Annotated in this window: 39 protein-coding genes and 1 pseudogene; 38 read left to right on the top strand and 2 right to left on the bottom strand. The window is 54.9% G+C overall.

The annotated features are described in order from the left end of the window. Positions 1-279 precede the first annotated feature (279 nt). On the bottom strand, positions 280-621 hold the full coding sequence (locus AC2FLG_RS08140; protein ID WP_142639802.1) for a RidA family protein: 342 nt from the start codon (positions 619-621) through the stop codon (positions 280-282). Positions 622-877: 256 nt separating this feature from the next. Between AC2FLG_RS08140 and AC2FLG_RS08135 the strand changes: the two genes are divergently transcribed. The 29 genes and pseudogenes from AC2FLG_RS08135 (at position 878) to rpmD (ending at position 16,716) form a co-directional block, all read left to right on the top strand. Continuing rightward, positions 878-1,630 carry an FkbM family methyltransferase gene (locus AC2FLG_RS08135; protein WP_271951961.1) on the top strand — a complete coding sequence of 251 codons (753 nt, stop codon included), beginning with the start codon at positions 878-880 and terminating at the stop codon, positions 1,628-1,630. Between the two features lie 44 nt (positions 1,631-1,674). After that, positions 1,675-1,776 (top strand): annotated as a pseudogene (locus AC2FLG_RS08130) (EF-Tu C-terminal domain-related protein); the annotation flags it as partial. A gap of 155 nt (positions 1,777-1,931) precedes the next feature. Then, the gene (locus tag AC2FLG_RS08125) at positions 1,932-2,591 is read left to right on the top strand and encodes a hypothetical protein (protein WP_496705782.1); all 660 of its coding nucleotides are present in this window, start codon (positions 1,932-1,934) and stop codon (positions 2,589-2,591) included. A 192-nt stretch (positions 2,592-2,783) separates the two neighbouring features. Further along, positions 2,784-3,098 carry a 30S ribosomal protein S10 gene (gene rpsJ / locus AC2FLG_RS08120; protein ID WP_008756422.1) on the top strand — a complete coding sequence of 105 codons (315 nt, stop codon included), beginning with the start codon at positions 2,784-2,786 and terminating at the stop codon, positions 3,096-3,098. 18 nt (positions 3,099-3,116) lie between these two features. After that, a complete protein-coding gene (rplC, locus tag AC2FLG_RS08115) occupies positions 3,117-3,842 on the top strand; it encodes a 50S ribosomal protein L3 (protein ID WP_271951966.1) in 726 nt (241 codons plus the stop codon). Beyond that, positions 3,839-4,456, top strand: coding sequence for a 50S ribosomal protein L4 (rplD, locus tag AC2FLG_RS08110; RefSeq protein WP_050605826.1), 618 nt, complete (start codon positions 3,839-3,841; stop codon positions 4,454-4,456). The genes rplC and rplD overlap by 4 nt, the downstream gene beginning before the upstream one ends. Continuing rightward, positions 4,453-4,749 (top strand): 50S ribosomal protein L23, encoded by a 297-nt coding sequence (locus AC2FLG_RS08105; protein ID WP_142639794.1) that lies wholly within the window; start codon positions 4,453-4,455, stop codon positions 4,747-4,749. The genes rplD and AC2FLG_RS08105 overlap by 4 nt, the downstream gene beginning before the upstream one ends. 170 nt (positions 4,750-4,919) lie before the next feature. Beyond that, on the top strand, positions 4,920-5,954 hold the full coding sequence (locus AC2FLG_RS08100; protein ID WP_496691897.1) for a fatty acid desaturase: 1,035 nt from the start codon (positions 4,920-4,922) through the stop codon (positions 5,952-5,954). Between the two features lie 80 nt (positions 5,955-6,034). Next, entirely contained in the window at positions 6,035-6,211 is a 177-nt protein-coding gene (locus tag AC2FLG_RS08095) for a hypothetical protein (protein WP_050605905.1), read from the top strand. Positions 6,212-6,476: 265 nt separating this feature from the next. Next, entirely contained in the window at positions 6,477-7,346 is an 870-nt protein-coding gene (locus AC2FLG_RS08090) for a hypothetical protein (protein ID WP_496705781.1), read from the top strand. Positions 7,347-7,581: 235 nt separating this feature from the next. Continuing rightward, the gene (gene rplB, locus AC2FLG_RS08085; RefSeq protein ID WP_008757664.1) at positions 7,582-8,424 is read left to right on the top strand and encodes a 50S ribosomal protein L2; all 843 of its coding nucleotides are present in this window, start codon (positions 7,582-7,584) and stop codon (positions 8,422-8,424) included. Positions 8,425-8,427: 3 nt separating this feature from the next. Further along, complete coding sequence (rpsS, locus tag AC2FLG_RS08080) at positions 8,428-8,706, top strand: 30S ribosomal protein S19 (RefSeq protein WP_005980699.1); 279 nt, start codon at positions 8,428-8,430, stop codon at positions 8,704-8,706. 3 nt (positions 8,707-8,709) lie between these two features. Further along, positions 8,710-9,090 (top strand): 50S ribosomal protein L22, encoded by a 381-nt coding sequence (gene rplV, locus AC2FLG_RS08075; RefSeq protein WP_039538267.1) that lies wholly within the window; start codon positions 8,710-8,712, stop codon positions 9,088-9,090. Continuing rightward, the gene (gene rpsC / locus AC2FLG_RS08070; protein WP_037311761.1) at positions 9,090-9,800 is read left to right on the top strand and encodes a 30S ribosomal protein S3; all 711 of its coding nucleotides are present in this window, start codon (positions 9,090-9,092) and stop codon (positions 9,798-9,800) included. Before rplV ends, rpsC begins: the two co-directional genes overlap by 1 nt. A gap of 12 nt (positions 9,801-9,812) precedes the next feature. Beyond that, complete coding sequence (gene rplP / locus AC2FLG_RS08065; RefSeq protein ID WP_085823145.1) at positions 9,813-10,226, top strand: 50S ribosomal protein L16; 414 nt, start codon at positions 9,813-9,815, stop codon at positions 10,224-10,226. 143 nt (positions 10,227-10,369) lie between these two features. Beyond that, positions 10,370-10,990 (top strand): 2OG-Fe(II) oxygenase family protein, encoded by a 621-nt coding sequence (locus tag AC2FLG_RS08060; protein WP_496691900.1) that lies wholly within the window; start codon positions 10,370-10,372, stop codon positions 10,988-10,990. Between the two features lie 203 nt (positions 10,991-11,193). Beyond that, complete coding sequence (locus tag AC2FLG_RS08055) at positions 11,194-11,400, top strand: cold-shock protein (RefSeq protein ID WP_010437077.1); 207 nt, start codon at positions 11,194-11,196, stop codon at positions 11,398-11,400. A 171-nt stretch (positions 11,401-11,571) separates the two neighbouring features. After that, positions 11,572-12,183 carry a hypothetical protein gene (locus AC2FLG_RS08050; RefSeq protein ID WP_142639789.1) on the top strand — a complete coding sequence of 204 codons (612 nt, stop codon included), beginning with the start codon at positions 11,572-11,574 and terminating at the stop codon, positions 12,181-12,183. Between the two features lie 244 nt (positions 12,184-12,427). Then, positions 12,428-12,634 (top strand): 50S ribosomal protein L29, encoded by a 207-nt coding sequence (rpmC, locus tag AC2FLG_RS08045; protein ID WP_074736205.1) that lies wholly within the window; start codon positions 12,428-12,430, stop codon positions 12,632-12,634. A 4-nt stretch (positions 12,635-12,638) separates the two neighbouring features. Further along, positions 12,639-12,869 carry a 30S ribosomal protein S17 gene (gene rpsQ, locus AC2FLG_RS08040; protein ID WP_037311742.1) on the top strand — a complete coding sequence of 77 codons (231 nt, stop codon included), beginning with the start codon at positions 12,639-12,641 and terminating at the stop codon, positions 12,867-12,869. 76 nt (positions 12,870-12,945) lie between these two features. Beyond that, the gene (rplN, locus tag AC2FLG_RS08035; RefSeq protein WP_005621870.1) at positions 12,946-13,314 is read left to right on the top strand and encodes a 50S ribosomal protein L14; all 369 of its coding nucleotides are present in this window, start codon (positions 12,946-12,948) and stop codon (positions 13,312-13,314) included. Between the two features lie 2 nt (positions 13,315-13,316). Beyond that, positions 13,317-13,628: a 50S ribosomal protein L24 gene (gene rplX, locus AC2FLG_RS08030; RefSeq protein WP_142639787.1), complete on the top strand. Its 312-nt coding sequence runs from the start codon at positions 13,317-13,319 to the stop codon at positions 13,626-13,628. After that, complete coding sequence (rplE, locus tag AC2FLG_RS08025; protein WP_142639786.1) at positions 13,621-14,181, top strand: 50S ribosomal protein L5; 561 nt, start codon at positions 13,621-13,623, stop codon at positions 14,179-14,181. The genes rplX and rplE overlap by 8 nt, the downstream gene beginning before the upstream one ends. Before the next feature lie 19 nt (positions 14,182-14,200). Beyond that, complete coding sequence (rpsN, locus tag AC2FLG_RS08020; protein ID WP_142639784.1) at positions 14,201-14,506, top strand: 30S ribosomal protein S14; 306 nt, start codon at positions 14,201-14,203, stop codon at positions 14,504-14,506. A 13-nt stretch (positions 14,507-14,519) separates the two neighbouring features. After that, on the top strand, positions 14,520-14,912 hold the full coding sequence (gene rpsH, locus AC2FLG_RS08015) for a 30S ribosomal protein S8 (protein ID WP_142639782.1): 393 nt from the start codon (positions 14,520-14,522) through the stop codon (positions 14,910-14,912). A 12-nt stretch (positions 14,913-14,924) separates the two neighbouring features. Beyond that, positions 14,925-15,458 (top strand): 50S ribosomal protein L6, encoded by a 534-nt coding sequence (gene rplF / locus AC2FLG_RS08010; protein WP_058272374.1) that lies wholly within the window; start codon positions 14,925-14,927, stop codon positions 15,456-15,458. Positions 15,459-15,469: 11 nt separating this feature from the next. Further along, positions 15,470-15,829, top strand: a complete 360-nt coding sequence (gene rplR / locus AC2FLG_RS08005) for a 50S ribosomal protein L18 (protein ID WP_142639780.1) — start codon at positions 15,470-15,472, stop codon at positions 15,827-15,829. Positions 15,830-15,945: 116 nt separating this feature from the next. Further along, entirely contained in the window at positions 15,946-16,515 is a 570-nt protein-coding gene (gene rpsE / locus AC2FLG_RS08000) for a 30S ribosomal protein S5 (RefSeq protein WP_142639778.1), read from the top strand. Positions 16,516-16,527: 12 nt separating this feature from the next. Continuing rightward, positions 16,528-16,716 carry a 50S ribosomal protein L30 gene (gene rpmD, locus AC2FLG_RS07995; protein WP_008757946.1) on the top strand — a complete coding sequence of 63 codons (189 nt, stop codon included), beginning with the start codon at positions 16,528-16,530 and terminating at the stop codon, positions 16,714-16,716. Between the two features lie 122 nt (positions 16,717-16,838). On the opposite strand, the gene AC2FLG_RS07990 is transcribed toward rpmD, so the two are convergent. Next, positions 16,839-17,852: a radical SAM/SPASM domain-containing protein gene (locus AC2FLG_RS07990; RefSeq protein ID WP_496705780.1), complete on the bottom strand. Its 1,014-nt coding sequence runs from the start codon at positions 17,850-17,852 to the stop codon at positions 16,839-16,841. Positions 17,853-18,364: 512 nt separating this feature from the next. On the opposite strand from AC2FLG_RS07990, the gene AC2FLG_RS07985 reads away from it, so the two are divergent. From AC2FLG_RS07985 to rplQ, 9 genes are all read left to right on the top strand, one after another. Further along, a complete protein-coding gene (locus AC2FLG_RS07985; RefSeq protein WP_142639774.1) occupies positions 18,365-18,577 on the top strand; it encodes a DUF1127 domain-containing protein in 213 nt (70 codons plus the stop codon). Between the two features lie 177 nt (positions 18,578-18,754). Continuing rightward, positions 18,755-19,582, top strand: a complete 828-nt coding sequence (locus tag AC2FLG_RS07980; protein ID WP_496691903.1) for a hypothetical protein — start codon at positions 18,755-18,757, stop codon at positions 19,580-19,582. A 153-nt stretch (positions 19,583-19,735) separates the two neighbouring features. Further along, positions 19,736-20,209, top strand: coding sequence for a 50S ribosomal protein L15 (gene rplO, locus AC2FLG_RS07975; protein WP_142639772.1), 474 nt, complete (start codon positions 19,736-19,738; stop codon positions 20,207-20,209). Between the two features lie 109 nt (positions 20,210-20,318). Further along, on the top strand, positions 20,319-21,683 hold the full coding sequence (gene secY / locus AC2FLG_RS07970; protein ID WP_271951986.1) for a preprotein translocase subunit SecY: 1,365 nt from the start codon (positions 20,319-20,321) through the stop codon (positions 21,681-21,683). After that, positions 21,680-22,324 carry an adenylate kinase gene (locus AC2FLG_RS07965; RefSeq protein WP_142639768.1) on the top strand — a complete coding sequence of 215 codons (645 nt, stop codon included), beginning with the start codon at positions 21,680-21,682 and terminating at the stop codon, positions 22,322-22,324. Before secY ends, AC2FLG_RS07965 begins: the two co-directional genes overlap by 4 nt. Before the next feature lie 200 nt (positions 22,325-22,524). After that, a complete protein-coding gene (rpsM, locus tag AC2FLG_RS07960) occupies positions 22,525-22,893 on the top strand; it encodes a 30S ribosomal protein S13 (RefSeq protein ID WP_142639766.1) in 369 nt (122 codons plus the stop codon). A gap of 14 nt (positions 22,894-22,907) precedes the next feature. Next, entirely contained in the window at positions 22,908-23,297 is a 390-nt protein-coding gene (gene rpsK / locus AC2FLG_RS07955) for a 30S ribosomal protein S11 (protein WP_037311698.1), read from the top strand. Between the two features lie 115 nt (positions 23,298-23,412). Then, positions 23,413-24,429: a DNA-directed RNA polymerase subunit alpha gene (locus AC2FLG_RS07950; RefSeq protein ID WP_281995981.1), complete on the top strand. Its 1,017-nt coding sequence runs from the start codon at positions 23,413-23,415 to the stop codon at positions 24,427-24,429. 117 nt (positions 24,430-24,546) lie between these two features. Next, positions 24,547-24,969 (top strand): 50S ribosomal protein L17, encoded by a 423-nt coding sequence (gene rplQ, locus AC2FLG_RS07945; protein ID WP_142639761.1) that lies wholly within the window; start codon positions 24,547-24,549, stop codon positions 24,967-24,969. The last annotated feature ends 56 nt before the right edge of the window (positions 24,970-25,025 follow it).

Raw genomic sequence — 25,025 nt, 5'->3', positions numbered from 1 at the left:
GGCGTAGTGTCGAAAATCGTCGAGTAATTCGCGTAAGCGAATGATCAAATGGAAAGGGCGCCCATCCGGCGCCCTTTCTCGTTTGATCTCGACAAGCCCGCGACGCGCCCATGTCGTACACCAAAGAGTGTTGAGTGATCGGAGGCGGTGATGGGATCGTTCGCCGAATAGTCTCAGACCTAACCGTCGAAACAAAAAAGCCCGCCCCAAACCGAGGCGGGCTTTTTCTGTTTGAATTTGGTAATTCAAGACGGGGAATTCCTAAAGAAGCAGCATGCTTTAGTCGTATGCGGCGTCCACTATGAATTCCACCTTCAGTTCGGGCCGCGCCAGTTTTGCTTCGCCACACGCCCTCGCAGGTGCGTATCCTGCAGGAACCCAAGCATTCCAGACCTCGTTCAAACCAGCAAAGTCCTTCATATCGGCCAGCCAGATGGTCACACGCAGCATCTTTTCCCGTGATGAACCTGCGCGCTCTAGAAGGTCGTCAATTTTCCCAAGGCAAATACGCACCTGTTCCTGAATGGTATCACCTTCGGCGACTTGCCCGGTCAAATAGGCCACACCATTATGTTTAACGATTTTGGACGATCTCTCGCCGGTTTCGATGCGTTCTATCATTGGAGTGATCTCGCTGTTTCCTGTTTGATGCACGCGTTCATGGTCATAAGATGCCCCGCATGGCAAACGGAAACCGCTTGAGTAACTTTCAGAAAAGTTGAACTGGTCGGGGACGGCCCGGGTCGATAGCATTTTGCCGCGCCTAGGCTAGCTTGCCAGCGACACAGTATACCAGATTGCGCTTTTGCCGTTGAAGTGCTCTCTAGTTGGTTTCAGTGGATTGCATCGGGCGAAACCGCAAGAAGGATACTTCGACATGGACGAAACCGTAGAACGACTGTCCAAACGCCTGAAGCGGCGAGGATATCAGGTTTCGCCAATGAAGGAGACGGGTGCCTATATCGGTAATCTGGGTTTTGAGGTCGAGACAGTATTCGATGTCGGGGTGGCCTCGGGAACCGAGCATTTGTACGAAGCTTTCCCTGCAGCCAAGTTTGTGTTGGTTGAGCCCATTTCGGATTACGAAACCAAGGTACGGAAAAACTGGGGCGACAAGATCGATTTTGATTTCCATGCTTGCGGAGTTGGTGCCGAAAGCGGACAGACGACTCTTCGAATTCCAACAGTTGGCGATCGTTGGCTCGGCACACGGGCAACGATGCAGGAGTTTGACGAAGCGGCAATCCAGCACACCTCGCAAGTTGAAGAGCGACAAGTCCCGGTAAAAACACTGGATGAGATTGCGTCTTCCTACAAGGAACCTTTCGGATTGAAAATCGACACGGAAGGTTTTGAAATCGAGGTTATTAAAGGTGCATCGGAGATGCTAAAAAAATGCACCTTTGTATTGGCTGAAGTCTCTGTACGGCGTCGGTATCATGGCGGTTATAGGTTCAGCGATTTTGTCGCCGCGATGGCAGATCACGGGTTTGAGCTGCACGAATTCGTCAGGCCACCGTCTGCAGAAGCGACCGATTGCGATGCCATCTTTGCCCCTTTCGAAAGCTCAGTGTTCGACTATCAGGATACCAGACTGTCACGTATGGCGGCACGCGTAGCCAAGACATAGTCTAAGGGCATCTTTCCGCATGCAACGCGAGTTGTGTTGTCCGCGAAGGCGTTGAGCCAATCGCGATGGAAGATGGCCTGCGCATTGCGATCCACGAAGGCGGCCGCACCGTCGGCGCCGGTGTTGTGTCGAAGATTGTTGAGTAAGTCGCGCAAGCGAATGATCAAACGGAAAGGGCGTCCCTCGGGGCGCCCTTTCCTGTTTCCGTTTTCAACTTGATATTTAGTTGGCGTTTTGACTTAAGCTCACTCAGCATTCTGCTTTTGGACCGTATATACGAACAAACACTGACGAGAAAATTTTGAACAAAACAACGTTTTTGATCCTCTCTTGCCTCGTATTGTGCGCTTGCACCACGCTTGAAACGACACAAGGTTCTTCAAGAAAAAAGCTGACCATCCTGGGGGGCGTTGCTTTGGATGCCGATTGGCATTGCGGCGCAGGCTTTTCAGATCCGAGCTTCAAACGTATCAGTTTGCCTAGCGTTTTCGAAGTTGATTTCATTAGAAACCGGTATCAAGGAGCGCTTAAACCTGACGGTAAAGCGCTTGCAGTATTCGATAGTGAGGAGAACTGTTCGCTATTGATTGAAGCCAATGAAAAGTTTGTTCTTGCGAACGGTGAATTTCCGCTGAAAGAACACATAGGAAAAAGCATGTATGCAGAAATTGTCGCTGCGACTGAAGAGTTCTATCGGAAATGCGAAAACGCTGAGATCAATTCGCGTGTTGACGCCAGCAAAGTCGAGTACCCTTCGTATAATGGCCCGGGTTCAGTTGTCCTAGAGCCGAAGTCCATTTGCGAGATGGAATTGGAAGCCGCCTCTCTAAGGTTTGGAGTTGTCGTTGATGACAAACCTACTGGCCTTTACATTGTGGACGGCAATGCTTTTCTTTGGCTCCCGTATACTGAGTGTTTTGAGCATTCAATTGATACCAATCTGATAAAATGGTGTGAGTAGCTGGAGCGGCATCGATTACACGTGTCGAAATACATTAAACCCCCTTGCCAAACCCCACCAACCCCTGTAGTTCGCGCGAGTTCTCTGTAAGAACATCAAGGCGGGGTGATTCCCGCCTTTTGGGTTCGATGAGGGTTGGCGATGCGCGCTTGTCCTCCTCTCAACCTCAACGCCTGATAAAAGGCTGTTATTATGCAAAGCCAAAATATCCGTATTCGGCTGAAGGCATTTGACTATCGCGTTCTGGATGCCAGCACGCAAGAGATCGTCAACACTGCTAAGCGGACCGGCGCGAATGTGCGCGGCCCGATCCCGCTGCCGAACAAGATCGAGAAGTTCACGGTTCTCCGTGGTCCTCACGTCGACAAGAAATCCCGCGACCAGTTCGAGATCCGTACGCACAAGCGTCTGCTCGACATCGTTGATCCGACCCCCCAGACCGTTGACGCGCTGATGAAGCTCGACCTCGCTGCTGGTGTGGACGTCGAGATCAAGCTGCAGTCGTAAGATCGGAGGGTATAGATTATGCGCTCTGGTATTATCGCAAAAAAAGTCGGCATGACCCGCCTGTTCATGGAAGACGGCAAGCAGATCCCTGTGACCGTTCTTCACCTGGACAACCTGCAGGTTGTTGCACAGCGCACGGACGAGAAGGACGGCTATACTGCTGTTCAGCTGGGTGCCGGTGCTGCCAAGGCAAAACGCACCTCGAAAGCCATGCGCGGTCACTATGCCGCTGCCAAGGTTGAACCCAAGCGTAAGCTGGTCGAGTTCCGCGTCTCTGAAGATGGCTTGATTGAAGTTGGCGCCGAGATTTCGGCAGAACATTTCCTGGAAGGTCAGAAAGTTGACGTTTCGGGTACTTCGATCGGTAAAGGCTTTGCCGGTGCAATGAAGCGCTGGAACTTCGGTGGTCTTCGCGCCTCGCACGGTGTTTCGATCAGCCACCGTTCGCACGGTTCAACTGGCCAGTGTCAGGATCCGGGCAAAGTTTTCAAAGGCAAAAAGATGGCCGGTCACATGGGTGCTGCCCGTGTAACCACCCAGAACCTGGAAGTCGTCAAAACCGACGCCGACCGTGGTCTGGTCTTCATCAAAGGCGCCGTTCCCGGACCGAAATCCGGTTGGGTTACCGTCAAGGACGCCGTCAAGAAGAAAGCACCGGAAGGCCTGCCTTTCCCGGCTGCTGTGAAATCGGCTGCAACCGAAGCACCTGCGGAAGAAGTTCCCGCGGAAGGTGGTGAAGCATGAAACTTGATGTAATCAAACTGGACGGCGGAAAAGCCGGCAACATCGAGCTGGATGCAGACCTGTTCGGCCTGGAGCCGCGCGCGGACATCCTGCACCGTGTGGTCCGTTGGCAGCGTAACAACGCGCAGGCTGGCACCCACAAGGTCAAGACCCGCTCGGAAGTGTCCTACTCAACCAAGAAGATCTATCGCCAAAAAGGCACCGGTGGCGCACGCCACGGCGCCCGTTCGGCACCGATCTTCCGGGGTGGTGGCGTTTACAAAGGTCCGGTCGTACGTTCGCATGGTCATGACCTGCCGAAAAAGTTCCGTAAACTTGGTCTGCGCCACGCGCTGTCTGCCAAAATGGCAGCTGGTGAACTGGTCGTGATCGAGAACGCCGAAGCCGAAGGCAAGACCGCCGCTCTGGCCAAGCAGGTTGCAAACCTGGGTTGGAAACGCGCTCTGGTCATCGACGGGGCGACCGTGAACGAAGGGTTCCTGAAGGCGTCGCGCAACATCGAAGGTCTGGATATCCTGCCGTCGATGGGTGCAAACGTTTATGACATCCTCAAGCGTGACACTCTGGTGCTCACCAAAGCGGCTGTCGAAGCACTGGAGGCTCGACTGAAATGAGCGCGAAGGCAGAACACTACGACGTGATCCGCAAGCCGATCATCACCGAAAAGTCGACCATGGCGTCCGAAAACGGCGCGGTTGTCTTTGAGGTTGCGATTGACAGCAACAAGCCACAGATCAAAGAGGCCGTTGAGGCACTGTTTGGTGTGAAGGTCAAAGCGGTGAACACCTCTGTGACCAAAGGTAAGGTCAAGCGGTTCCGCGGCCAGTTGGGCAAGCGGAAAGACGTCAAAAAAGCATATGTGACCCTTGAAGAGGGTAACACCATCGACATTTCCACCGGTCTTTGATCGGGCCTGTCTTTGGACAAACCATTAAAACCCCCGCGAAAGCGGGGGTTTTTCTTTAGGTAGTGACACCAAAAGTTGAGCGCCATTCCCAGCGTCTCGAACAGAAAATGATTGCTATGCCGGTGGGGTCGTCTATCCGGTATGGAACAAACAAACGATATGGCAGGCGCATGACCCAATCCACTCTCTCGACCCGGGACAACCCGGATGTGACTGTCGCGCGGGACTGGGTGTCGACGCTGGCCAAATATCGGGAGCCAAGCCAACCGCGTAGCTGGTTCGAGCTGGGGGTTACCTGTGTTCCCTTCATAGCGCTTTGGGCCTTGGCTTGGATGTCTTTGTCGGTGAGCTATTGGCTAGCGCTTGCGATCTCGGTTCTGAACGCGGCCTTTCTGCTGCGCCTGTTTGCCATTCAGCATGATTGCGGTCACGGGGCATTTTTTACGAACCGGACGGTCAGTGACTGGGTCGGTCGGGGGCTCGGGGTGCTGACGCTGACGCCTTACGATGTTTGGCGGCGCACACATTCCTCGCATCACAACTCATCTGGCAATCTGGATAAGCGCGGGATGGGAGACATCCATACGCTGACGGTGGCCGAATACCGGGCGCTGACGCCTTTGAACCGGTTATTTTACCGGCTCTATCGCCACCCGATCACCCTGTTTGGCTTTGGGCCCGGCTATCTGTTCCTGTTTCAAAACCGCCTCCCGCTTGGCTTGACCGGTATTCCGAAATTCTGGGTCAGCGCGATGGCGACGAACCTGGCCATTCTGGCCGCACTGGGGGCCATCTACTATTTTGGTGGCCTGATGCCGGTTCTGCTGATTTTCCTGCCTTCGACCCTGATCGCTGCAACGGCTGGCGTCTGGCTGTTCTACGTCCAGCACCAGTTCGAAGAGACGCAATGGGATCCGGATCAGGACTGGCAACTGCACGAGGCCGCCCTGCACGGCAGCTCGCACTATATCCTGCCATCCGTCTTGCAGTGGTTCACGGCCAATATCGGCATCCACCACGTACACCATCTGTACAGCCGCATCCCGTTCTATCGCCTGACCGAGGTGCTGCGGGATCATGATGAACTGGCCAACAGCAACCGGATGACCATCCGCGAGAGCCTCGCCAACGCGCGGCTGCACCTGTGGGATGAGAAGAACCGCCGCCTGTTATCCTTTGCCGAAGCGCGCGCGCTGTATGGGTGACGGGCTTGTTCAGAGGATGTGAACGATAGCCGGAAATCCGGTCGTTGCCCCCGGCGTGTGATGCGGATACGGTCGCTGTTATGAAACATGTCCCCAAAGAAACAACAGATGAGGCCCTTATTCAGGAGTTCCTGGATAAAGGAGGCAAAGTCAGTGTTGGAAAAACCAAACCCGCGCCCGCTGAGCTGGGTTTGAGCAAGAATGTCTGGAACGCCAAGCTGACCAAAGAAGAGAAGGCCGCGCGCGACAAGAAATGATCGTGTGTGGCCAGTCGGGCAGGCGGAAAGACGTCAGGAAGGTATATGTGACCCCGGAAGAGAGGTGCACTATCGACGTGAGCGCCGGTCTTTGATCGGGTGACGTTGGTGGATAGAGATGGAAGCTCCCGCGAAAGCGGGTTTTTTTGTCTGTATATGTTTGCTTGCCTCGGAGAAAATGCTTGTATGACTACCGAGTACGGTTGAACTTCAAAAGTTGTGAAGAACGGCCCATATTTTCGATGGCAAATTCGGAGGATGTAGATTGATTGATACCATTACTGGTTTTGGAGCCGTAATTGCAGCATTTGCCGCTGTAGCATCCCTCGTTTGGGCAGTGCTCTTGTGGAAAAAACAACGCCAACACGAAGACCTCCAAAATTTTAGGCGTGATCTGTCAGACTTTCGCGCCGCAGTTCAGTCTTATTCGAATAACACCGGGGATTTGTCGGCGATTGAAGCAGGGAATTTCTCAGCACTTTGGGTAATTGATATATCGGGGGCTCAAGATGGTGCTAGCTTGAAGAAATTTCTGAGAAATTGCGATCCTGTGGAGGTTATCCTCGGCGCATTGGTTCGTGGACATCAGAAGTCAGGCTTGTTTCAAGCTAAAGTTCAGGCTTGGGCAGATATTCAAGCGTCAACTGGTAAACACAATGAGCCTTTCCCTGTGACGAACGGGTTTATGGTTACCGTTTCGTCCCTAATTGGACGAATCTCTGATGTTAAGACGAGAGCTAACGTGCTTTCGAAAGCGATTTCTGAAGACGATTTAGTTGAACAACTCATTTCTAAGATTGATGACGAATTCGAAAGAGGGATGCTTTTTTCAACCCTATCAGATCTCTTTTCTCAGATTGGGGCGGCTGGCGCTTCGGTTGATTCAAAGACGGCGGATGTTCTCCTATCGCTGACTCAACTCGTGTCTTCTAATTATTTGGACCGCTCGGACGATGAGCTAACTAATGCGTCAAAGCAAGAAAGAAGAGCGCGCAGCAGAATTCATCATGACAGCAGTGATACTTTCAACGGTGTTATTTTGAATCTTTCCAATCATTACGAAGGTATTCTGACTAACAGCGAATGGACAAGCCTTGTCGAGCTCAGAACACGGTTCGACGAAATCTTTAGCTGAGCTTGAAATGTAAAATCGGGAGTGACTGTACCCAACTACTTCGGCAAGAACATTTCACCTATAGACACCCACCCCCAACACAGCTATATGCACCCAATCTTGCGGCCTCGGATTCGTTCCGGGGCTTCTGATATTTGTAACCGGGGACCTTCGGGGCCCTATACCCTTGGCACCTACGGGGGCCTATCACATAGCGGGGCAATGCCTCGCACTTGCTAAACGGAAGACAGAAAGCATGGCACTCAAGTCGTACAAGCCGACGACGCCGGGCCAGCGCGGGCTGGTGCTGATCGACCGTTCGGAGCTTTGGAAAGGACGTCCGGTCAAGTCTCTCACTGAGGGTTTGACCAAATCGGGCGGCCGGAACAACACCGGACGGATTACTTCACGCCGCCGCGGCGGTGGCGCAAAGCGTCTCTACCGGATCGTTGACTTCAAACGGAATAAATTTGATGTCGCGGCAACCGTTGAACGGATCGAATATGACCCGAACCGGACCGCATTCATCGCACTGGTAAAATACGAAGACGGCGAGCAGGCATATATCCTGGCTCCGCAGCGTCTGGCTGTTGGTGACAAGGTTGTGGCTTCGGCCAAGGCCGACATCAAGCCGGGCAACGCAATGCCGTTCTCGGGTATGCCTATTGGTACCATCGTCCACAACATCGAGATGAAGCCTGGTAAAGGCGGTCAGATCGCACGTGCGGCCGGTACTTACGCGCAATTCGTAGGCCGCGATGGCGGTTATGCTCAGATCCGTCTGAGCTCGGGCGAGCTGCGCATGGTCCGTCAGGAATGCATGGCCACCGTTGGTGCCGTGTCCAACCCCGACAACAGCAACCAAAACCTCGGTAAAGCCGGTCGTATGCGCCACAAAGGCGTGCGTCCGTCGGTTCGTGGTGTCGCTATGAACCCGATCGATCACCCGCACGGTGGTGGTGAAGGTCGTACCTCGGGTGGCCGTACACCGGTTACGCCTTGGGGTAAGGACACCAAGGGTAAGCGTACTCGCAACAAAAACAAAGCGTCCCAGAAGCTGATCATCCGCTCGCGGCACGCCAAGAAGAAGGGACGTTAATCCATGTCTCGCTCTGTTTGGAAGGGTCCTTTCGTCGATGCTTACGTGCTGAAAAAAGCCGAAGCAGCGCGCGAGTCGGGCCGCAACGAAGTCATCAAGATCTGGTCGCGTCGTTCCACCATTCTGCCCCAGTTCGTGGGTCTGACCTTTGGTGTGTACAACGGCCAGAAGCATATCCCCGTCAACGTCTCGGAAGACATGATCGGTCAGAAGTTTGGTGAGTATTCGCCAACTCGTACCTATTACGGTCACGCCGCTGACAAAAAAGCGAAGCGGAAGTAAGTCATGGGCAAGGAAAAGAACCCCCGCCGCGTGGCTGAAAACGAAGCAATGGCGAAAACGCGCATGCTCCGTACCAGCCCGCAGAAACTGAACCTGGTTGCGCAGATGATCCGCGGCAAGAAAGTTGAGAAGGCTCTGACCGACCTGACTTTCTCGAACAAGCGTGTCGCGCAGGACGTCAAAAAGTGCCTGCAGTCCGCAATCGCCAACGCCGAGAACAACCACAACCTGGACGTCGACGAGCTGATCGTTGCCGAAGCATGGGTTGGTAAAAACTTGGTCATGAAACGCGGTCGCCCTCGGGCCCGTGGCCGTTTCGGCAAGATCATGAAGCCGTTCTCGGAGATCACCATCAAGGTGCGTCAAGTTGAGGAGCAAGCCTAATGGGTCATAAAGTAAATCCGATCGGCATGCGCCTTCAGGTGAACCGCACCTGGGACAGCCGCTGGTACGCCGACACCAAGGACTACGGTGATCTTCTGCTGGAAGATCTGAAGATCCGTGAGTTCATCAACAAAGAGTGCAAGCAAGCCGGCATCGCCCGTGTGATCATCGAACGTCCGCACAAGAAGTGCCGCGTTACGATCCACACAGCACGTCCGGGTGTCATCATCGGCAAGAAAGGCGCGGACATTGAAGTTCTGCGCAAGAAAATCGCCCTGATGACAGACAGCGAACTGCACCTGAACATCGTCGAAGTGCGCAAGCCCGAGCTTGACGCACAGCTGGTTGCCGAGTCTATCGCTCAGCAGCTGGAGCGCCGGGTTTCGTTCCGTCGCGCGATGAAGCGGTCTGTTCAGAACGCCATGCGTATGGGCTCTCTGGGTATCCGGGTGAACGTCGCTGGCCGTCTGGGTGGCGCCGAAATCGCACGGACCGAGTGGTACCGCGAAGGCCGTGTGCCTCTGCACACGCTGCGCGCCGACATCGATTACGCACAAGCCGAAGCGATGACTCCTTATGGAATCATCGGGATCAAGGTCTGGATCTTCAAAGGTGAGATCATGGAGCACGATCCGCAGGCACGTGACCGTAAAGCACAGGAACTCCAGGACGGCCCTGCACCTCGTGGTGCTGGTGGCGGTCGTCGCTAAGGAGGGAAAGATATGCTTCAACCAAAGCGTACTAAATTCCGCAAGATGCACAAAGGCCGGATCAAGGGTGAAGCCAAGGGCGGCTCTGATCTGAACTTTGGCACCTATGGACTGAAAGCTCTTGAGCCTGAGCGTGTAACTGCACGCCAGATCGAAGCTGCACGTCGTGCCATGACGCGTCACATGAAGCGTCAGGGTCGCGTCTGGATCCGCATCTTCCCCGACACTCCGGTTACGGCTAAGCCGATCGAAGTTCGTATGGGTAAAGGTAAAGGTTCGGTCGACCGCTGGGCATGCAAAGTCAAGCCTGGCCGCGTGATGTTCGAAATCGACGGCGTCAATGACGACATCGCCCGCGAGGCCCTGCGCCTGGCTGCGATGAAGCTGCCGATCAAGACTCGCGTCGTGGTTCGCGAAGACTGGTAAGCGACCCGGGGGCGACCCCGCTCGCGACAAGATTGACCCCCGTCGGGAATCCGGCGGGGGTTTTTGGTTTGATGGCGCTGCCCCCGCGACAGCCTCGCAAAACACCCATCGCCTTCATCGAGAGGCTGGTTTAAGACAGGCCCATGGCACAGATTGAATCACTTTTTGTCACCCGTCTCTATCGCGCAGCTTTGTCCGAGTTTGATCCCAAGATCGACCCGGAGGAGCTGGAAAGCTCCTGTCTTGTCATCGCCGAGGATGATGAGGCCGGGCAGGAATGGTGCGAAGAAAACGGCTATCCCGGTTATACCAGCTATGCCTCGCTGACGGATCTGCCTTGGCGGTTTCCGATCTTTGCCGATCTGGTTAAGGTGCTGGACCAGCACGTTGCAGCTTTTGCTAAGGATCTGGAGTTTGATCTGGGTGAGGGTGAACTAAAACTTGAAGACCTTTGGATCAACATTTTGCCCGAGGGCGGAATGCACTCCAGCCACCTGCACCCACACAGCGTGATCTCGGGCACGACTTATGTTTCGATGCCCGAAGGCGCTAGCGCGCTGAAGCTTGAAGACCCGCGCTCGGGCCGCATGATGGCAGCGCCCACGCGTATGAAAGGGGGCCGTCGGGACCTGCAGCCATTTATCTATGTGAAGCCTCAGGTTGGCGATGTTTTGCTATGGGAGAGCTGGTTGCGCCACGAGGTGCCGATGAACATGGCCGAGGATGAGCGGATTTCCGTCAGCTTTAACTATAAATGGGACTAGCACGGTCGTTTAAGGGACTCTGATTCAAAGGAATGTGTGAAAAGTTCTTGCATTGTGTCGTCAGATAAACGATGTGGAGGGCGCTTACGTTTTTCTTTTTCGACCACTGTCTCCCGAATATCGGCGTTCAGTCTTTCGATCCAGACCGACAACGCCGCGCTGTCGCAATTCCGCGGACAGCAATTTACTAGGAGACTACGGATATGGCCAACGGCACCGTAAAATGGTTCAACACAACTAAAGGTTTTGGCTTCATCGCACCGGAGACCGGTGGCAAAGACGTGTTTGTACACATCTCTGCTGTCGAGCGCTCGGGTCTGACCGGCCTGGCCGACGACCAGAAAGTAACGTTCGACATCGAACCCGGCCGTGACGGTCGTGAGTCGGCTGTGAACATCGCTCTGGCGTAAGTCACTCAGACTTAGACAGTTGAAGACGCGGTCTCGTGCAAACGAGGCCGCGTTTTGCGTTTGTGAGTGGGATGTCTACATGCTGTAATGGCTGGTGCATTCAACGCACCTGTCAACGAGGCCTAGGGTGGCGGGATTAGTGCCAGCTTTTCTATTTTGTGGGGGTAAACCATGGGCGCGCCAAAACCAGCAAAGGTTGTACTAGCGGTTTCACTTTTTTTGGCGTTGGCCGTCGCACCTGCACTTGCGACGTGCCCAACCCGTGTAGATGTCGGTAAAGGCGTCTGGTTGGACTATGGCGGAACATGGCTTTTACGAGTTCAAACCGTTGTTGAGACGGGGTTTGTCGTTGAGTTAAGAACCGAAGACTCTAGGCGCATAGGTTTCGCTAGCCACTACGCGCATCCTTTGCTGTTCGGCGAGACCTTTATGAAGTTCACCGCCTCAAAGCGTTCATACGAGCAATCAGTTAGTTCCTTAGATGACCTAGAGCAGCAAAAAGAGTGGCAGTCAGGCTTCACGATACAAGATGGCGATAAAGAAGCCTTACTCGGCACTGTAACGGTTGAGTTCCAGAAAAATCGAATTGAACGGGTTGGAACGTGTAAATACAAAGTTTGGGAAGTTCTGGTGCGTGAGCATGTATCAGGGGATGACGAACGAACGGTAAAGGTGTTGTATTCTCCAGAGCTAAAGATAGTTTTGAAGCAGGCGCATATGCTGCCGAACTCTGGATTGGTTTGGGGAAGAGGTTTCGATGGAATTCGCTCCAAGAGCGAATAGGCTTCCAAATTCGGTTCAAACATCTCGTGCCCGTCGCTGGTTGCTCAAGTGAGCAGAGCGCTAAAAACGGCCTCTCGATCAATCCTCCATACTTTCCCTTGCCACCCACCCCAGAACCCCCTATAGAGCGGCATCTTGCGTTCCCCCGGCCGAGTCGGGGGATTCGTATGTCTATCATTCATCCACCAGGTCAAAGGTGACCCTGCATAGGGGCCTTCTGGTGTTTTGAGCAAAGGAAAAGGCGATGAACGCCCAAGAACTGCGTGACAAGACCCCTGACCAGCTCCGCGAGGAACTGGCCAACCTGAAGAAAGAAAGCTTTAACCTGCGCTTTCAACAGGCAACCGGTCAGATGGAAAGCACCGCTGGCATCAAAGCGGCCCGCCGCAACGCCGCCCGCGTTAAAACCATCCTGAACGAAAAGGCCGCTGCTGCGGCATCGGAGGAGTAATCCTATGCCTAAGCGTATCCTTTCCGGCACCGTAACGAGCGATGCCAACGCACAGACTGTAACCGTATCCGTCGAGCGCCGCTTTACGCATCCGGTTCTGAAGAAAACCATCCGTAAGTCCAAGAAATACCGGGCTCACGATGAAAAGAACGCCTTCAAGGTCGGCGATACAGTTCGCATCATCGAATGCGCGCCGAAATCGAAGACGAAACGTTGGGAAGTTCTGGAAGCGTAAGCCTCCGGGATTTTCCCATTTGTCGAAACCCTGGGGGATCTAACAAGACCAGCCCCCACAGGTCGGGAGAAACCACATGATCCAGATGCAGACCAATCTGGATGTCGCTGACAACTCCGGCGCACGCCGAGTTCAGTGCATCAAGGTCCTGGGTGGTTCCAAGCGTAAATACGCCTCTGTAGGCGACATCATTGTCGTCTCGGTGAAGGAAGCCATCCCACGCGGCCGCGTAAAGAAAGGTGACGTCCGTAAGGCCGTCGTCGTACGCACCGCCAAAGAAGTCCGTCGCGAAGACGGCACCGCGATCCGTTTCGATCGCAACGCCGCCGTCATTCTGAACAACAACAACGAGCCCGTAGGTACCCGTATCTTTGGCCCTGTTGTTCGTGAACTGCGCGCGAAGAACTTCATGAAAATCATCTCGCTTGCTCCGGAGGTGCTGTAATCATGGCTGCTAAACTCCGCAAAGGCGACAAGGTCGTCGTGCTGGCTGGCAAGGACAAGGGCAAAGAGGGAACTATCACCTCGGTCGACCCGAAAGCCGGTAAAGCCGTTGTTGATGGCGTGAACATCGCCATTCGCCATACCCGCCAGTCGCAGACCTCGCAAGGTGGTCGCCTGCCTCAGGCAAACCCGATTGAGCTGTCGAACCTGGCTCTGCTGGACAAAAACGGTAAAGCAACCCGCGTTGGCTTCCGCATGGAAGGTGACAAGAAGGTTCGTTTTGCCAAGACCACGGGGGACGTGATCGATGCTTGATACCGCAACCTACACCCCGCGTCTGAAAGCTCAGTACGCTGAAACCATCCGTGCCGCTCTGAAAGAAGAGTTCGGTTACAAGAGCGATATGCAGCTGCCCAAGCTGGAAAAGATCGTTCTGAACATCGGTTGTGGTGCAGAGGCCGTCAGAGACTCGAAGAAGGCGAAAGCCGCTGTTGAAGATCTGACCGCGATTGCAGGCCAAAAGGCTGTTGCAACACTGGCGAAGAAGTCGATCGCGGGTTTCCGCGTCCGTGAAGACATGCCGCTGGGTGCGAAAGTTACCCTGCGCGGTGACCGGATGTATGAATTCCTGGATCGTCTGATCACCATAGCGCTGCCGCGCGTTCGTGACTTCCGCGGTGTTAAGCCTTCTTTCGACGGTCGTGGCAACTTTGCCATGGGCATGAAAGAGCACATCGTGTTCCCGGAAATCGACTTCGACAAGGTCGACGAGGTCTGGGGCCTGGATATCGTAATTGCCACCACAGCGAAAACCGACGCTGAAGCGAAAAGCCTGTTGAAAGCGTTCAACATGCCGTTCAACGCTTAAGCGCCGGGAGGATTGAGACATGGCTAAAAAAGCAATGATCGAACGCGAGAAGAAGCGCGAACGCCTGGTGGCCAAATATGCCGCAAAGCGTGCCGAGCTGAAAGAAATCGCGAATGACGAGAGCAAGCCGATGGAAGAGCGTTTCAAAGCGCGTCTGAAACTGGCGAAACTGCCGCGCAACAGCTCGGCAACTCGTCTTCACAACCGCTGTCAGCTGACAGGTCGTCCTCATGCTTACTATCGTAAGCTGAAGGTCAGCCGTATCATGCTGCGCGAGCTGGGTTCTGCAGGTCAGATCCCCGGCATGGTGAAATCGAGCTGGTAAGGGAGACATAGATATGAACGATCCTATCGGCGATATGCTCACCCGTATCCGCAACGCGCAAATGCGCGGCAAGTCCACTGTAAACACTCCGGCGTCGAAACTGCGCGCCTGGGTTCTGGACGTGCTGGCGGACGAAGGTTACATCCGTGGCTACGAAAAGATGACTGGTGAAAACGGTCATCCGGCCATCGAAATCAGCCTGAAATACTACGAAGGCACCCCTGTCATTCGCGAGTTGAAGCGGGTCTCCAAGCCCGGTCGTCGCGTATACATGGGCGTCAATGACATCCCGCAGGTCCGTCAGGGTCTGGGTGTGTCGATTGTCAGCACTCCGAAAGGTGTGATGTCGGACCAGAATGCACGCTCCAACAATGTTGGCGGCGAAGTGCTCTGCACCGTCTTCTAAGGAGGTCTGTCAATGTCTCGTATTGGTAAACGTCCGGTCGAACTGCCCAGCGGTGTAACCGCCTCGGTTTCCGGCCAGACCATCGAAGTCAAAGGCCCGAAAGGTGCCCGTAGCTTCACTGCGACTGATGACGTTACGCTGTCGGTCGAAGACAATGTGGTTCAAATCAACCCGCGTGGCATGTCCAAACGTGCCCGTCAGCAATGGGGCATGAGCCGCACCATGGTTGCCAATCTGGTAACCGGTGTGACCGAAGGCTTCAAAAAAGAGCTGGAGATCCAGGGTGTTGGTTACCGGGCTCAGATGCAGGGGAACACCCTGAAGCTGAACCTGGGCTACAGCCACGACGTTGATTTCGTTGCTCCGGAAGGTGTCACCATCACCGCACCGAAGCAGACCGTGATCATTGTGGAAGGTAACGACCAGCAGCAGGTGGGCGAAGTCGCGGCGAAAATCCGCGAATGGCGCCGTCCCGAGCCGTATAAAGGCAAGGGTATCCGCTATAAGGGCGAATTCATCTTCCGCAAAGAAGGCAAGAAGAAGTAAGGACGCAAACAATGGCAAACAGCAAAAGAACCCTGTTTCTGAAGCGCCGCCTGCGCGTTCGGAACAAACTTCGCAAGGTCAATGCAGGTCGTGTACGCCTGTCGGTTCACCGTTCGAACAAGAACATCAGCGCTCAGCTGATCGACGACGTTCGTGGCGTGACCCTGGCCTCGGCCTCGACCCTGGAAAAAGATCTGGGTGTAGTTGGCACAAACAACGTCGAAGCGGCTACGAAAGTGGGCGCAGCCATCGCCGAGCGTGCCAAGAAGGCAGGCGTCGAAGAGGCTTATTTCGATCGTGGCGGCTTCCTGTTCCACGGCAAAGTGAAGGCTGTCGCCGACGCTGCGCGTGAAGGTGGTCTGAAGATCTAAGACTTGCGGGCAGCGCCTCAGCTGCCCCGATGATCCGGGGGCCTCGGCAATAGTCGAGGCTCACTTGGATTGAAACAACGGCGCCGCAATGCGCCACATGAGAAAAGGGATGCCAAATGGCAGAACGTGAAAACCGTCGGGGCCGTGGCCGCGACCGCGACGAAACTCCGGAATTCGCAGACCGTCTGGTCGCGATCAACCGCGTGTCGAAAACCGTAAAAGGTGGTAAGCGCTTTGGCTTCGCCGCTCTGGTGGTTGTCGGCGATCAGAAAGGCCGCGTCGGCTTTGGCAAGGGTAAAGCGAAAGAAGTGCCCGAGGCCATCCGTAAGGCAACTGAACAAGCCAAGCGTCAGATGATCCGCGTGCAGCTTCGCGAAGGTCGGACCCTGCACCACGATATCGAAGGCCGTCACGGCGCCGGTAAAGTGGTTATGCGCTCGGCACCTGAAGGTACTGGTATCATCGCCGGTGGTCCGATGCGTGCTGTGTTCGAAATGCTGGGCGTCAAGGACGTTGTGTCCAAGTCGTTGGGCTCGCAGAACCCGTACAACATGATCCGCGCCACCATCAACGGCCTGCAAAAAGAGCAGAGCCCGCGTTCGGTTGCACAGCGTCGCGGCAAGAAGGTTGCTGACATCCTGCCCAAGCGGGACGAAGCGCCTGTTGCTGCTGAAGCAGAAGCATAAGGAGAGCGACCCATGGCAAAAACCATCGTCGTCAAGCAGATCGGTTCCCCGATCCGCCGCCCCGCCGAACAGCGCGCGACCCTGATCGGTCTGGGCTTGAACAAGATGCACAAAACCCGTGAGCTGGAGGATACTCCTTCGGTCCGCGGCATGGTCAACAAGATCCCGCATCTGGTAGAGATCATCGAAGAACGCGGCTAATCGCGAGTTCTTTGAAGACTTAAAAACGCCTCCGATCTGATCGGGGGCGTTTTCTTGTTTGGCCGGTCGTCTTTTTTCCGGCTCGTCATATGGTGCTGTTCAGTGCCTCGGCGCAAACTCGGCTATGACCCGAGCGCCTTTTTTTCTGCAAACTCAATGTCGACTTCATGGCGCAACGGGGGTTCTCTGCCTGGTTTTTCGTACAGCCTGGGGCATCCATCGCAAAAACTGGCTGCTGCTTCGCGTTTGGAATGAGCACGCGGGTTCCAGACCTGCCGGCGCAGAGCTTTGTATTTTTCGTTGTTCCAGATGGCTTCAAGTGGTTGGTCGAAAACATTTCCCAACACATGCGGATCACGGTTCTTGTCGGAAACATATTGGCGGCCGGATCGCCAGAGACAGCAGGGAATCACATCGCCATCAAAGCGAATGACCGTGCTGCTGTGGGGCCAATGGCACCTTGGGGTGAGGGATGATGACAGGGGCGGGCCATTTTCAATCCGATCGGGATCGTCGTCTACGACGTTGTACAGATCTCCATTTGCATCGAACCGTAGCCCCTCAAACGTGGTAAAGGCGTCGATACCAATCTCGTCTACGATGGCCTTCACCTGATCCAGTTCATCCTCGGCGTGATGGGGGAAAGAGATATGCTGTATTTCTATGAACGGAGATTTCAGACCCTTCCTCTTTTTATAGCCAGCCAGTAGTCGCAGGTTGTTCAGAACGAAATCCAGGCGTCCGCGAACACGGGTAACCTGAAAGCTTTCCTGCGTCGCGCCATCAACTGAGATTGTGATATGGCTAAGCCCGGCATCGACCAGGTCATGAATCCTCTCGGCTTTTAGCCGATAGCTGAAATGGGTGGTGATATGGCTTTCCAAACCGGCTGCGGTCGTGGCCCGGATCATGTCGTTGAGGTCCGGGTGTGCCAGAGGATCGCCATAGTAGAACAGGCTTACACCAAGCGCGCGATCTTTGATCTGGTCAATGATATGCCGGTACTGCTGAAGGCTGAGTTTGTCCTGCTTTCCGAACTTCTGATCGCTGAGTAATGGCCGGTTGCGTCGGGACGGGTTCGCATGAACGCAATGTGGACAGGCTAGTGAGCACAGCGGCGAAATATCAATTTTCACCAGAGACGGCAGCGGGGCGGCTTGTTGAGAGTGAAGAAGATAGCCCCGAACGTTGCGCAACAGGTTTGCCGATTGCTTCAAGGAAGGACGGCGCTGAATCCAGCGCAACCTTCTAATAACGCTTGAAACCAAAGGCATGGAGTATCCTCATTCATGAAGTCGAGGACGCCCTAAACGTGCGAGGCGAAAATGGTAAAACAGGCCGAAATAGCCCGATAGTTCACGGATATGTGATAGAATAGTGAAAATATGGGTCCGTAAAAGAAAAAAGATATTAAAATATATAAATTTGATAAATCTTATCTTTAGCCGAGAAATCCAAAGGTCTATTTCAAACGAAGCCTGTAGTGGGATGTCTAAACAGTGTTTTCACTGCCATTCCCCCAATGCATACCGGCCAGACCAAATCTTCTGTTGTTAGCGTTATCTGGCGTTCTTATTTGAGCTTTGTCCCAAATAGGAACGCAAACGAAATCTGGAGAATACGCTCCGGTTTAGAAAGGAATATAGAAATGGCAAACACAGCAACTTTTTCCCGCGAAGGCTTTGGTCTGACCGCCCGCATCACAACTCTGATCGCACGCGTGAAAGAGGCCTATGCCCTGCGCGCCGAATTCGGCCGCACCTATTCAGAGCTTCAGAACCTGACTGATCGTGAACTGAACGACATTGGTATCCGCCGGTGCGATATAAGTGATATTGCGCATAAGCACGTCTACTGCTGAAAACCTGGCAGGATGAACAACACCGAGGCGCCATTTGGCGCCTCTTTTGATTCTGCGTGCTTGAAAGGCACAGGCACGGTGAAATTGGTCGCTCTGCATTGTGGATCGTTTGGAAATTTTCCATGAGAATTATTAGAGGGGGCTATGTCCCAATAACGCGATGACGAGGCTGACACAGTGCGAGACTACCAGATCGGCATGTTGTGGGTGGATGGCCCGCTGAGCTTTCTCGAGCAGCTCTGCATCAAATCCTATCTGGATACCGGTCAATCCGTTCGCCTCTACACCTATGGGAATGTCTCCGGGATACCTGAAGGTGTGGATACCCGCGATGCGCGCGATGTGATGCCTGGCACAGAATTCATTGCGCATAGCCGTACTGGTAGCCCGGCGCCGCATTCGGACAAGTTCCGATACCGCATGTTGGCGCAGGAGCCCGATTTGATATGGGCGGATACGGACGCCTATTGCATGCGTCCTTTCACAACGGAGACCGGGCATTTTTACGGAATGCTCGAAGGAGAGATTGCGATCGGCGTATTGGGCATTCCGTCAGACAGCCCGGCGCTGGATCTGCTCATCGAATATACAACGGACCCATATCGGATTCCGCCATGGCTGCCCAAACGATATCAGGAACCCCTTCGTGCGGCACAGGATGCAGGTGATCCGATCAATGTGCCCGCGCAATATTGGGGCGCATGGGGTCCGTCAGCCTTTGCCTGGGCTTTGCGGCAAACCGGCGAACACCAATTTGTTCTGCCTGAGCATGTGTTCTATCCGGTGAACTTTACCAGACGGCGCGCTTTGGCACGCCCAAACGCCGATTTATCTAGGTTCTTCCACGAGGACACAGTTTCCATTCACTTTTATGGTCGCCGGATGCGTTCGATCCTGAGGAACAGGTATAATGGCCTGCCAGATCCAGATAGCCTGGTGGGTAAGCTTCTGGCCAAACACCGGATTAATCCACTGGACGCGCCAATCCAAAATGCTGAAGGTTAGACAGTTTGGGTGTTGTTCACTTCAAAACTTGCATCCTCAGCCACAAAGCTGTATCGGGCTCCGGTGGCGTACTGCGCCGCAAGAATCAAAACCAAGAAATGCCGTGTTTGACCCATCACGCTTCGGGGTCATTTCCGGCGAAGGAGAAGCGAAATGAAACTGAATGAATTGCGCGACAACCCAGGCGCCACACCGAAACGGACCCGCGTCGGCCGTGGTCCCGGTTCCGGTAAAGGTAAAATGGGTGGCCGTGGTATCAAAGGTCAGAAATCCCGTTCGGGTGTGGCCATCAATGGCTACGAAGGTGGCCAGATGCCGCTGTACCAACGCCTGCCCAAGCGTGGCTTTAACAAGCCGAACCGCAAGGCGTTTGCCGTTATCAACCTGGGCCTGATCCAGAAATTCGTCGACGCCGGTAAGCTGGACGCCAAAGCCGCGATCACCGAGGACGCACTGGTTGCATCCGGTCTGGTTCGCCGTAAACTGGACGGTATCCGCGTTCTGGCCAAAGGCGAAATCAGCGCCAAGGTGACCCTGGAAGTAACTGGTGCTTCGAAAGCTGCCGTTGAGGCAGTCGAAAAAGCGGGCGGTTCACTGACGGTCACAAAAGCCGCTGCGGCAGAGTAAGCGCTTGTGAGCGGGCCAAGACCCGCTTACATAGACCTCAGAGTTTTCCAAGACGCCGCCCGAGCCGGAAAACGGTTCCGGGCGGTGTTTTCATAAGAGAGACCGATTTATGGTATCAGCAGCAGAACAAATGGCAGCCAACACTAGCTGGGCTGCTTTGGGCAAAGCCACCGATCTGCGCAACCGCATCCTGTTCACACTGGGTTTGTTGATCGTCTATCGCCTGGGCACTTTTATACCGGTGCCGGGGATCGACGGACAGGCCCTGCGTGAGTTCATGGAGCAAGCGGGGCAGGGCATCGGCGGTATGGTTTCGATGTTCACCGGCGGGGCGCTTGGGCGGATGGGTATCTTTGCCCTCGGCATCATGCCTTACATCTCGGCCTCGATCATCATTCAGCTGCTGACCTCGATGGTTCCCGCGCTCGAACAGCTCAAGAAAGAGGGCGAGCAGGGTCGTAAGAAGATCAACCAATATACCCGTTTCGGCACCGTGGCGCTGGCCACCGTTCAGGCCTATGGCTTGGCCGTTTCGCTGGAGTCGGGCGATCTGGCGACTGATCCGGGCCTCTATTTCCGTCTGTCGACTATGATTACACTGGTTGGCGGCACCATGTTCCTGATGTGGCTGGGTGAGCAGATCACCGCGCGCGGCATCGGCAACGGTATCTCTCTGATTATTTTCGTTGGCATCATCGCCGAGGTTCCGGCAGCGTTGGCTCAGTTCTTCGCAAGTGGCCGCAGCGGCGCAATCAGCCCCGCAGTAATCATCGGGGTGATCGTCATGGTCATCGCCGTGATCACCTTTGTGGTGTTCATGGAGCGCGCTTTGCGCAAGATCCATATTCAATACCCGCGCCGTCAGGCCGGTATGAAGATCTATGAAGGCGGCTCGAGCCACTTGCCGGTCAAAGTGAACCCGGCTGGCGTTATCCCGGCGATCTTTGCCAGCTCTTTGCTATTGCTGCCTGTGACGATCTCAACCTTCTCATCGGGTGCGACCAACGGGCCGATCATGTCCTGGCTGCTGGCCAACTTTGGTCCGGGTCAGCCGCTGTACCTGCTGTTCTTCGCGTCGATGATCGTGTTCTTTGCCTATTTCTACACGTTCAACGTCTCGTTCAAACCGGATGACGTGGCGGATAACCTGAAAAAGCAGAACGGTTTTGTGCCGGGTATCCGTCCGGGTAAGAAAACCGCCGAGTATCTGGAATACGTGGTCAACCGCGTGCTGGTTCTGGGTTCGGCTTATCTGGCGGCGGTTTGTCTGCTGCCTGAAATCCTGCGGGGCCAGTTTGCCATTCCGTTCTATTTCGGTGGTACTTCGGTTCTGATTATCGTCTCTGTGACCATGGATACGATCCAACAGGTTCAGAGCCACCTGCTGGCGCATCAATACGAAGGGCTTATCGAAAAGTCCCAACTGCGCGGGAAGGGTAAGAAACGCGGCAGGAAGGGACCCGCTCGTCGATGAACATCATTCTTCTGGGCCCCCCGGGGGCGGGTAAAGGAACGCAAGCGCGTCATCTTGTTGAAACACGCGGCATGGTGCAGTTGAGCACCGGAGACATGCTGCGCGAAGCCAAAACCTCGGGCACCGAGATGGGCCTGAAGGTCGCAGCCATCATGGATGCCGGCAAGCTGGTCACCGATGAGATTGTCATCGGCCTGATCGAAGAGAAGCTGACCACCGAAACCGGTGCCGGTTTCATCTTTGACGGTTTTCCCCGCACATTGGCACAAGCCGACGCATTGGCGGCTTTGCTGACCAAGTTGGGTCAGTCACTGCACACTGTGATCGAGATGCGGGTGGATGACGATGCCTTGGTGGATCGGATCACCGCACGTTCGACCTGTTCGGGCTGTGGCGAGGTCTACAATGACAAGACCAAGCCGATTCCGGCAGATGGTCGCTGCACCAACTGTGGTGAGCAAAAAGAGTTCACGCGTCGCGCCGACGACAACGAAGACAGCCTGCGCACGCGGTTGATGGAGTACTACAAAAAGACGTCGCCGCTGATTGGTTATTACTACGCCAAAGGCGATCTTCGCCCGGTCAATGGGTTGGCCGATATCAAGGAAGTGACTGCGTCGATCGAGGCCGTACTCGGCTAGCTCCAATATGGCCTTGACGCCAAGCGCAAAAGCCCATATCGACCCCCATCCCTAAAGGGAATCAAGATCGCAGGCGGGATTCGTCCTAACTGCCCCGACCACCTCGAATAATACTGGGCCCTCTGGCGTCACTGCCACGGTCAAGTGTTGTGAAAAAAGGTTCCGGAGCTACGGAACCGCAACAAAAAGGAAAGTGACACGTGGCACGTATTGCCGGCGTAAACATCCCGACTGCAAAGCGGGTACCTATCGCCCTCACATATATCACCGGTATCGGCAACACCTCGGCGCAGGCCATCTGCGAAGCCGTAGGCATTGAAGCGCACCGTCGCGTCAATGAGCTGTCGGATTCCGAAGTTCTGGCCATCCGCGAACATATCGACGCAAACTTCACCGTCGAAGGTGACCTGCGTCGCGAAGTTCAGATGAACGTCAAGCGCCTGATGGATTTGGGTTGCTACCGCGGTCTGCGTCATCGTCGTAACCTGCCCGTTCGCGGTCAGCGTACCCATACCAACGCTCGTACCCGCAAAGGCCCCGCAAAGGCCATTGCTGGCAAGAAGAAATAAGGAGGGTCTGACCGATGGCACGCGAAAAGACTCGTACCAAGAAAAAAGAGCGCAAGAATATCGCATCGGGCGTGGCCCATGTGAATTCGACCTTCAACAATACCAAGATCCTGATCTCAGACGTGCAAGGCAACGCCATTGCATGGTCGTCGGCCGGGACCATGGGGTTCAAAGGGTCGCGTAAATCTACACCGTATGCTGCTCAGATGGCTGCGGAAGACGCAGGTAAAAAGGCGCAGGATCACGGCGTCAAGACGCTGGAAGTCGAAGTTCAGGGCCCCGGTTCGGGTCGTGAATCGGCTCTGCGCGCACTGGCTGCAGTGGGCTTCAACATCACGTCGATCCGCGACGTGACGCCAATCGCTCACAATGGCTGTCGCCCGCCGAAACGCCGCCGCGTCTAAGCGAATTAGAATTGAGCTGGGGCCCGCATTTTCGCACGGCCCCAGCACGTCATTTTGAACCTCGGGCGTCTGCACCTTGTTGGTCATGGGGCGCGGACAGGAATGGAGGGATTACATGATCCACAAGAATTGGGCAGAATTGATCAAGCCAACCCAGCTGGAAAGCAAGCCGGGCAACGACCCTGCGCGCCAGGCAACGCTGGTTGCAGAACCGCTGGAACGTGGCTTTGGTCTGACACTGGGCAACGCCCTGCGCCGCGTTCTGATGAGCTCGCTGCAAGGTGCGGCCATCACCAGCGTTCAGATCGACAACGTCCTGCACGAATTCAGTTCGGTTGCAGGCGTGCGTGAAGACGTCACCGACATCATTTTGAACCTAAAGCAGGTCGCTCTGCGCATGGAGGTCGAAGGCCCCAAGCGTCTGTCGATCAATGCAAAAGGTCCGGCAATCGTCACCGCAGGGGACATCAGCGAAAGCGCTGGCATCGAGGTTCTGAACCGCGATCACGTCATCTGTCACCTGGATGATGGTGCCGACCTGTTCATGGAACTGACCGTCAACACCGGTAAGGGCTATGTCTCGGCTGAAAAGAACAAGCCAGAAGATGCACCTATCGGCCTGATCCCGATCGACGCGATCTATTCGCCGGTTAAAAAGGTCGCCTATGATGTTCAACCGACGCGTGAAGGTCAGGTTCTGGACTATGACAAGCTGACCCTGAAGATTGAGACTGACGGTTCGATCACCCCCGAGGACGCGTTGGCCTATGCTGCGCGCATCCTGCAGGATCAGCTGTCGATCTTCGTCAACTTCGATGAGCCGGAAGCGGCTGGTCGTCAGGACGAGGATGATGGTCTGGAGTTCAACCCGCTGCTGCTGAAGAAAGTAGATGAGTTGGAGCTGTCGGTCCGTTCGGCAAACTGTCTGAAGAACGACAACATCGTCTACATTGGCGACCTGATCCAGAAGACCGAAGCCGAGATGCTGCGCACCCCGAACTTTGGCCGCAAGTCGCTGAACGAGATCAAAGAAGTGCTGTCCGGCATGGGTCTGCACCTTGGCATGGATGTCGAGGATTGGCCGCCCGACAACATCGAAGATCTGGCGAAGAAATTCGAAGACGCGTTTTAAGCGCGTCTTCCCCAATGCTCGGGCTGCCGGGGAATCAAGGGCGATCTTGCCCCAAGGAGAGTCGGTGACACGCATCGCCGGCCAGACAAAGCAAAACGCTAAAGAAGGAACTAGAAAATGCGTCACGCACGTGGTTACCGCCGCCTGAACCGTACTCATGAGCACCGCAAGGCTCTGTTTGCGAACATGGCTGGCTCGCTCATCGAACATGAGCAGATCAAAACAACTCTGCCCAAGGCAAAAGAACTGCGCCCGATCGTTGAAAAACTGATCACTCTGGGCAAGCGCGGCGACCTGCACGCCCGTCGTCAGGCCGCATCGCAGCTGAAAGAAGACAAAGACGTCGCAAAGCTGTTCGAAATCCTGGGCCCCCGTTACGCCGAGCGTCAGGGCGGTTATGTACGGATCCTGAAAGCAGGCTTCCGCTATGGCGACATGGCCCCGATGGCGATCATCGAATTCGTTGACCGCGATCTGGACGCCAAAGGCGCTGCAGACAAAGCGCGTACCGCCGCCGAAGAGGCCGCAGACGAAGAATAAGAAAGCCTGGCTTTCATGTGAAAACCCCCGTGTCTCGGACGCGGGGGTTTTTCTTA

The sequence above is a fragment of the Ruegeria sp. CDSA193 genome (assembly GCF_059611885.1).
This window is presented reverse-complemented; position numbering and strand designations above follow the sequence as displayed.

What these genes read in the sequence shown, in the direction of transcription:
- rplO (WP_142639772.1), top strand. Translation starts at nt 19,736, where the DNA reads ATGAAACTGAATGAATTGCGCGACAACCCAGGCGCCACACCGAAACGG.
- AC2FLG_RS08055 (WP_010437077.1), top strand. Translation starts at nt 11,194, where the DNA reads ATGGCCAACGGCACCGTAAAATGGTTCAACACAACTAAAGGTTTTGGC.
- rplQ (WP_142639761.1), top strand. Translation starts at nt 24,547, where the DNA reads ATGCGTCACGCACGTGGTTACCGCCGCCTGAACCGTACTCATGAGCAC.
- rplP (WP_085823145.1), top strand. Translation starts at nt 9,813, where the DNA reads ATGCTTCAACCAAAGCGTACTAAATTCCGCAAGATGCACAAAGGCCGG.
- rpsE (WP_142639778.1), top strand. Translation starts at nt 15,946, where the DNA reads ATGGCAGAACGTGAAAACCGTCGGGGCCGTGGCCGCGACCGCGACGAA.
- rpsC (WP_037311761.1), top strand. Translation starts at nt 9,090, where the DNA reads ATGGGTCATAAAGTAAATCCGATCGGCATGCGCCTTCAGGTGAACCGC.
- rplC (WP_271951966.1), top strand. Translation starts at nt 3,117, where the DNA reads ATGCGCTCTGGTATTATCGCAAAAAAAGTCGGCATGACCCGCCTGTTC.
- AC2FLG_RS07965 (WP_142639768.1), top strand. Translation starts at nt 21,680, where the DNA reads ATGAACATCATTCTTCTGGGCCCCCCGGGGGCGGGTAAAGGAACGCAA.
- AC2FLG_RS08060 (WP_496691900.1), top strand. Translation starts at nt 10,370, where the DNA reads ATGGCACAGATTGAATCACTTTTTGTCACCCGTCTCTATCGCGCAGCT.
- rplN (WP_005621870.1), top strand. Translation starts at nt 12,946, where the DNA reads ATGATCCAGATGCAGACCAATCTGGATGTCGCTGACAACTCCGGCGCA.
- rplF (WP_058272374.1), top strand. Translation starts at nt 14,925, where the DNA reads ATGTCTCGTATTGGTAAACGTCCGGTCGAACTGCCCAGCGGTGTAACC.
- AC2FLG_RS08100 (WP_496691897.1), top strand. Translation starts at nt 4,920, where the DNA reads ATGACCCAATCCACTCTCTCGACCCGGGACAACCCGGATGTGACTGTC.
- rplX (WP_142639787.1), top strand. Translation starts at nt 13,317, where the DNA reads ATGGCTGCTAAACTCCGCAAAGGCGACAAGGTCGTCGTGCTGGCTGGC.
- AC2FLG_RS08140 (WP_142639802.1), bottom strand. Translation starts at nt 621, where the DNA reads ATGATAGAACGCATCGAAACCGGCGAGAGATCGTCCAAAATCGTTAAA.
- AC2FLG_RS08095 (WP_050605905.1), top strand. Translation starts at nt 6,035, where the DNA reads ATGAAACATGTCCCCAAAGAAACAACAGATGAGGCCCTTATTCAGGAG.
- rpsQ (WP_037311742.1), top strand. Translation starts at nt 12,639, where the DNA reads ATGCCTAAGCGTATCCTTTCCGGCACCGTAACGAGCGATGCCAACGCA.
- AC2FLG_RS08135 (WP_271951961.1), top strand. Translation starts at nt 878, where the DNA reads ATGGACGAAACCGTAGAACGACTGTCCAAACGCCTGAAGCGGCGAGGA.
- AC2FLG_RS08105 (WP_142639794.1), top strand. Translation starts at nt 4,453, where the DNA reads ATGAGCGCGAAGGCAGAACACTACGACGTGATCCGCAAGCCGATCATC.
- rpmC (WP_074736205.1), top strand. Translation starts at nt 12,428, where the DNA reads ATGAACGCCCAAGAACTGCGTGACAAGACCCCTGACCAGCTCCGCGAG.
- secY (WP_271951986.1), top strand. Translation starts at nt 20,319, where the DNA reads ATGGTATCAGCAGCAGAACAAATGGCAGCCAACACTAGCTGGGCTGCT.
- rpmD (WP_008757946.1), top strand. Translation starts at nt 16,528, where the DNA reads ATGGCAAAAACCATCGTCGTCAAGCAGATCGGTTCCCCGATCCGCCGC.
- rpsS (WP_005980699.1), top strand. Translation starts at nt 8,428, where the DNA reads ATGTCTCGCTCTGTTTGGAAGGGTCCTTTCGTCGATGCTTACGTGCTG.
- rplV (WP_039538267.1), top strand. Translation starts at nt 8,710, where the DNA reads ATGGGCAAGGAAAAGAACCCCCGCCGCGTGGCTGAAAACGAAGCAATG.
- AC2FLG_RS08050 (WP_142639789.1), top strand. Translation starts at nt 11,572, where the DNA reads ATGGGCGCGCCAAAACCAGCAAAGGTTGTACTAGCGGTTTCACTTTTT.
- rplB (WP_008757664.1), top strand. Translation starts at nt 7,582, where the DNA reads ATGGCACTCAAGTCGTACAAGCCGACGACGCCGGGCCAGCGCGGGCTG.
- rplR (WP_142639780.1), top strand. Translation starts at nt 15,470, where the DNA reads ATGGCAAACAGCAAAAGAACCCTGTTTCTGAAGCGCCGCCTGCGCGTT.
- rplE (WP_142639786.1), top strand. Translation starts at nt 13,621, where the DNA reads ATGCTTGATACCGCAACCTACACCCCGCGTCTGAAAGCTCAGTACGCT.
- rpsJ (WP_008756422.1), top strand. Translation starts at nt 2,784, where the DNA reads ATGCAAAGCCAAAATATCCGTATTCGGCTGAAGGCATTTGACTATCGC.
- rpsN (WP_142639784.1), top strand. Translation starts at nt 14,201, where the DNA reads ATGGCTAAAAAAGCAATGATCGAACGCGAGAAGAAGCGCGAACGCCTG.
- AC2FLG_RS07950 (WP_281995981.1), top strand. Translation starts at nt 23,413, where the DNA reads ATGATCCACAAGAATTGGGCAGAATTGATCAAGCCAACCCAGCTGGAA.
- rplD (WP_050605826.1), top strand. Translation starts at nt 3,839, where the DNA reads ATGAAACTTGATGTAATCAAACTGGACGGCGGAAAAGCCGGCAACATC.
- rpsH (WP_142639782.1), top strand. Translation starts at nt 14,520, where the DNA reads ATGAACGATCCTATCGGCGATATGCTCACCCGTATCCGCAACGCGCAA.
- rpsK (WP_037311698.1), top strand. Translation starts at nt 22,908, where the DNA reads ATGGCACGCGAAAAGACTCGTACCAAGAAAAAAGAGCGCAAGAATATC.
- AC2FLG_RS07985 (WP_142639774.1), top strand. Translation starts at nt 18,365, where the DNA reads ATGGCAAACACAGCAACTTTTTCCCGCGAAGGCTTTGGTCTGACCGCC.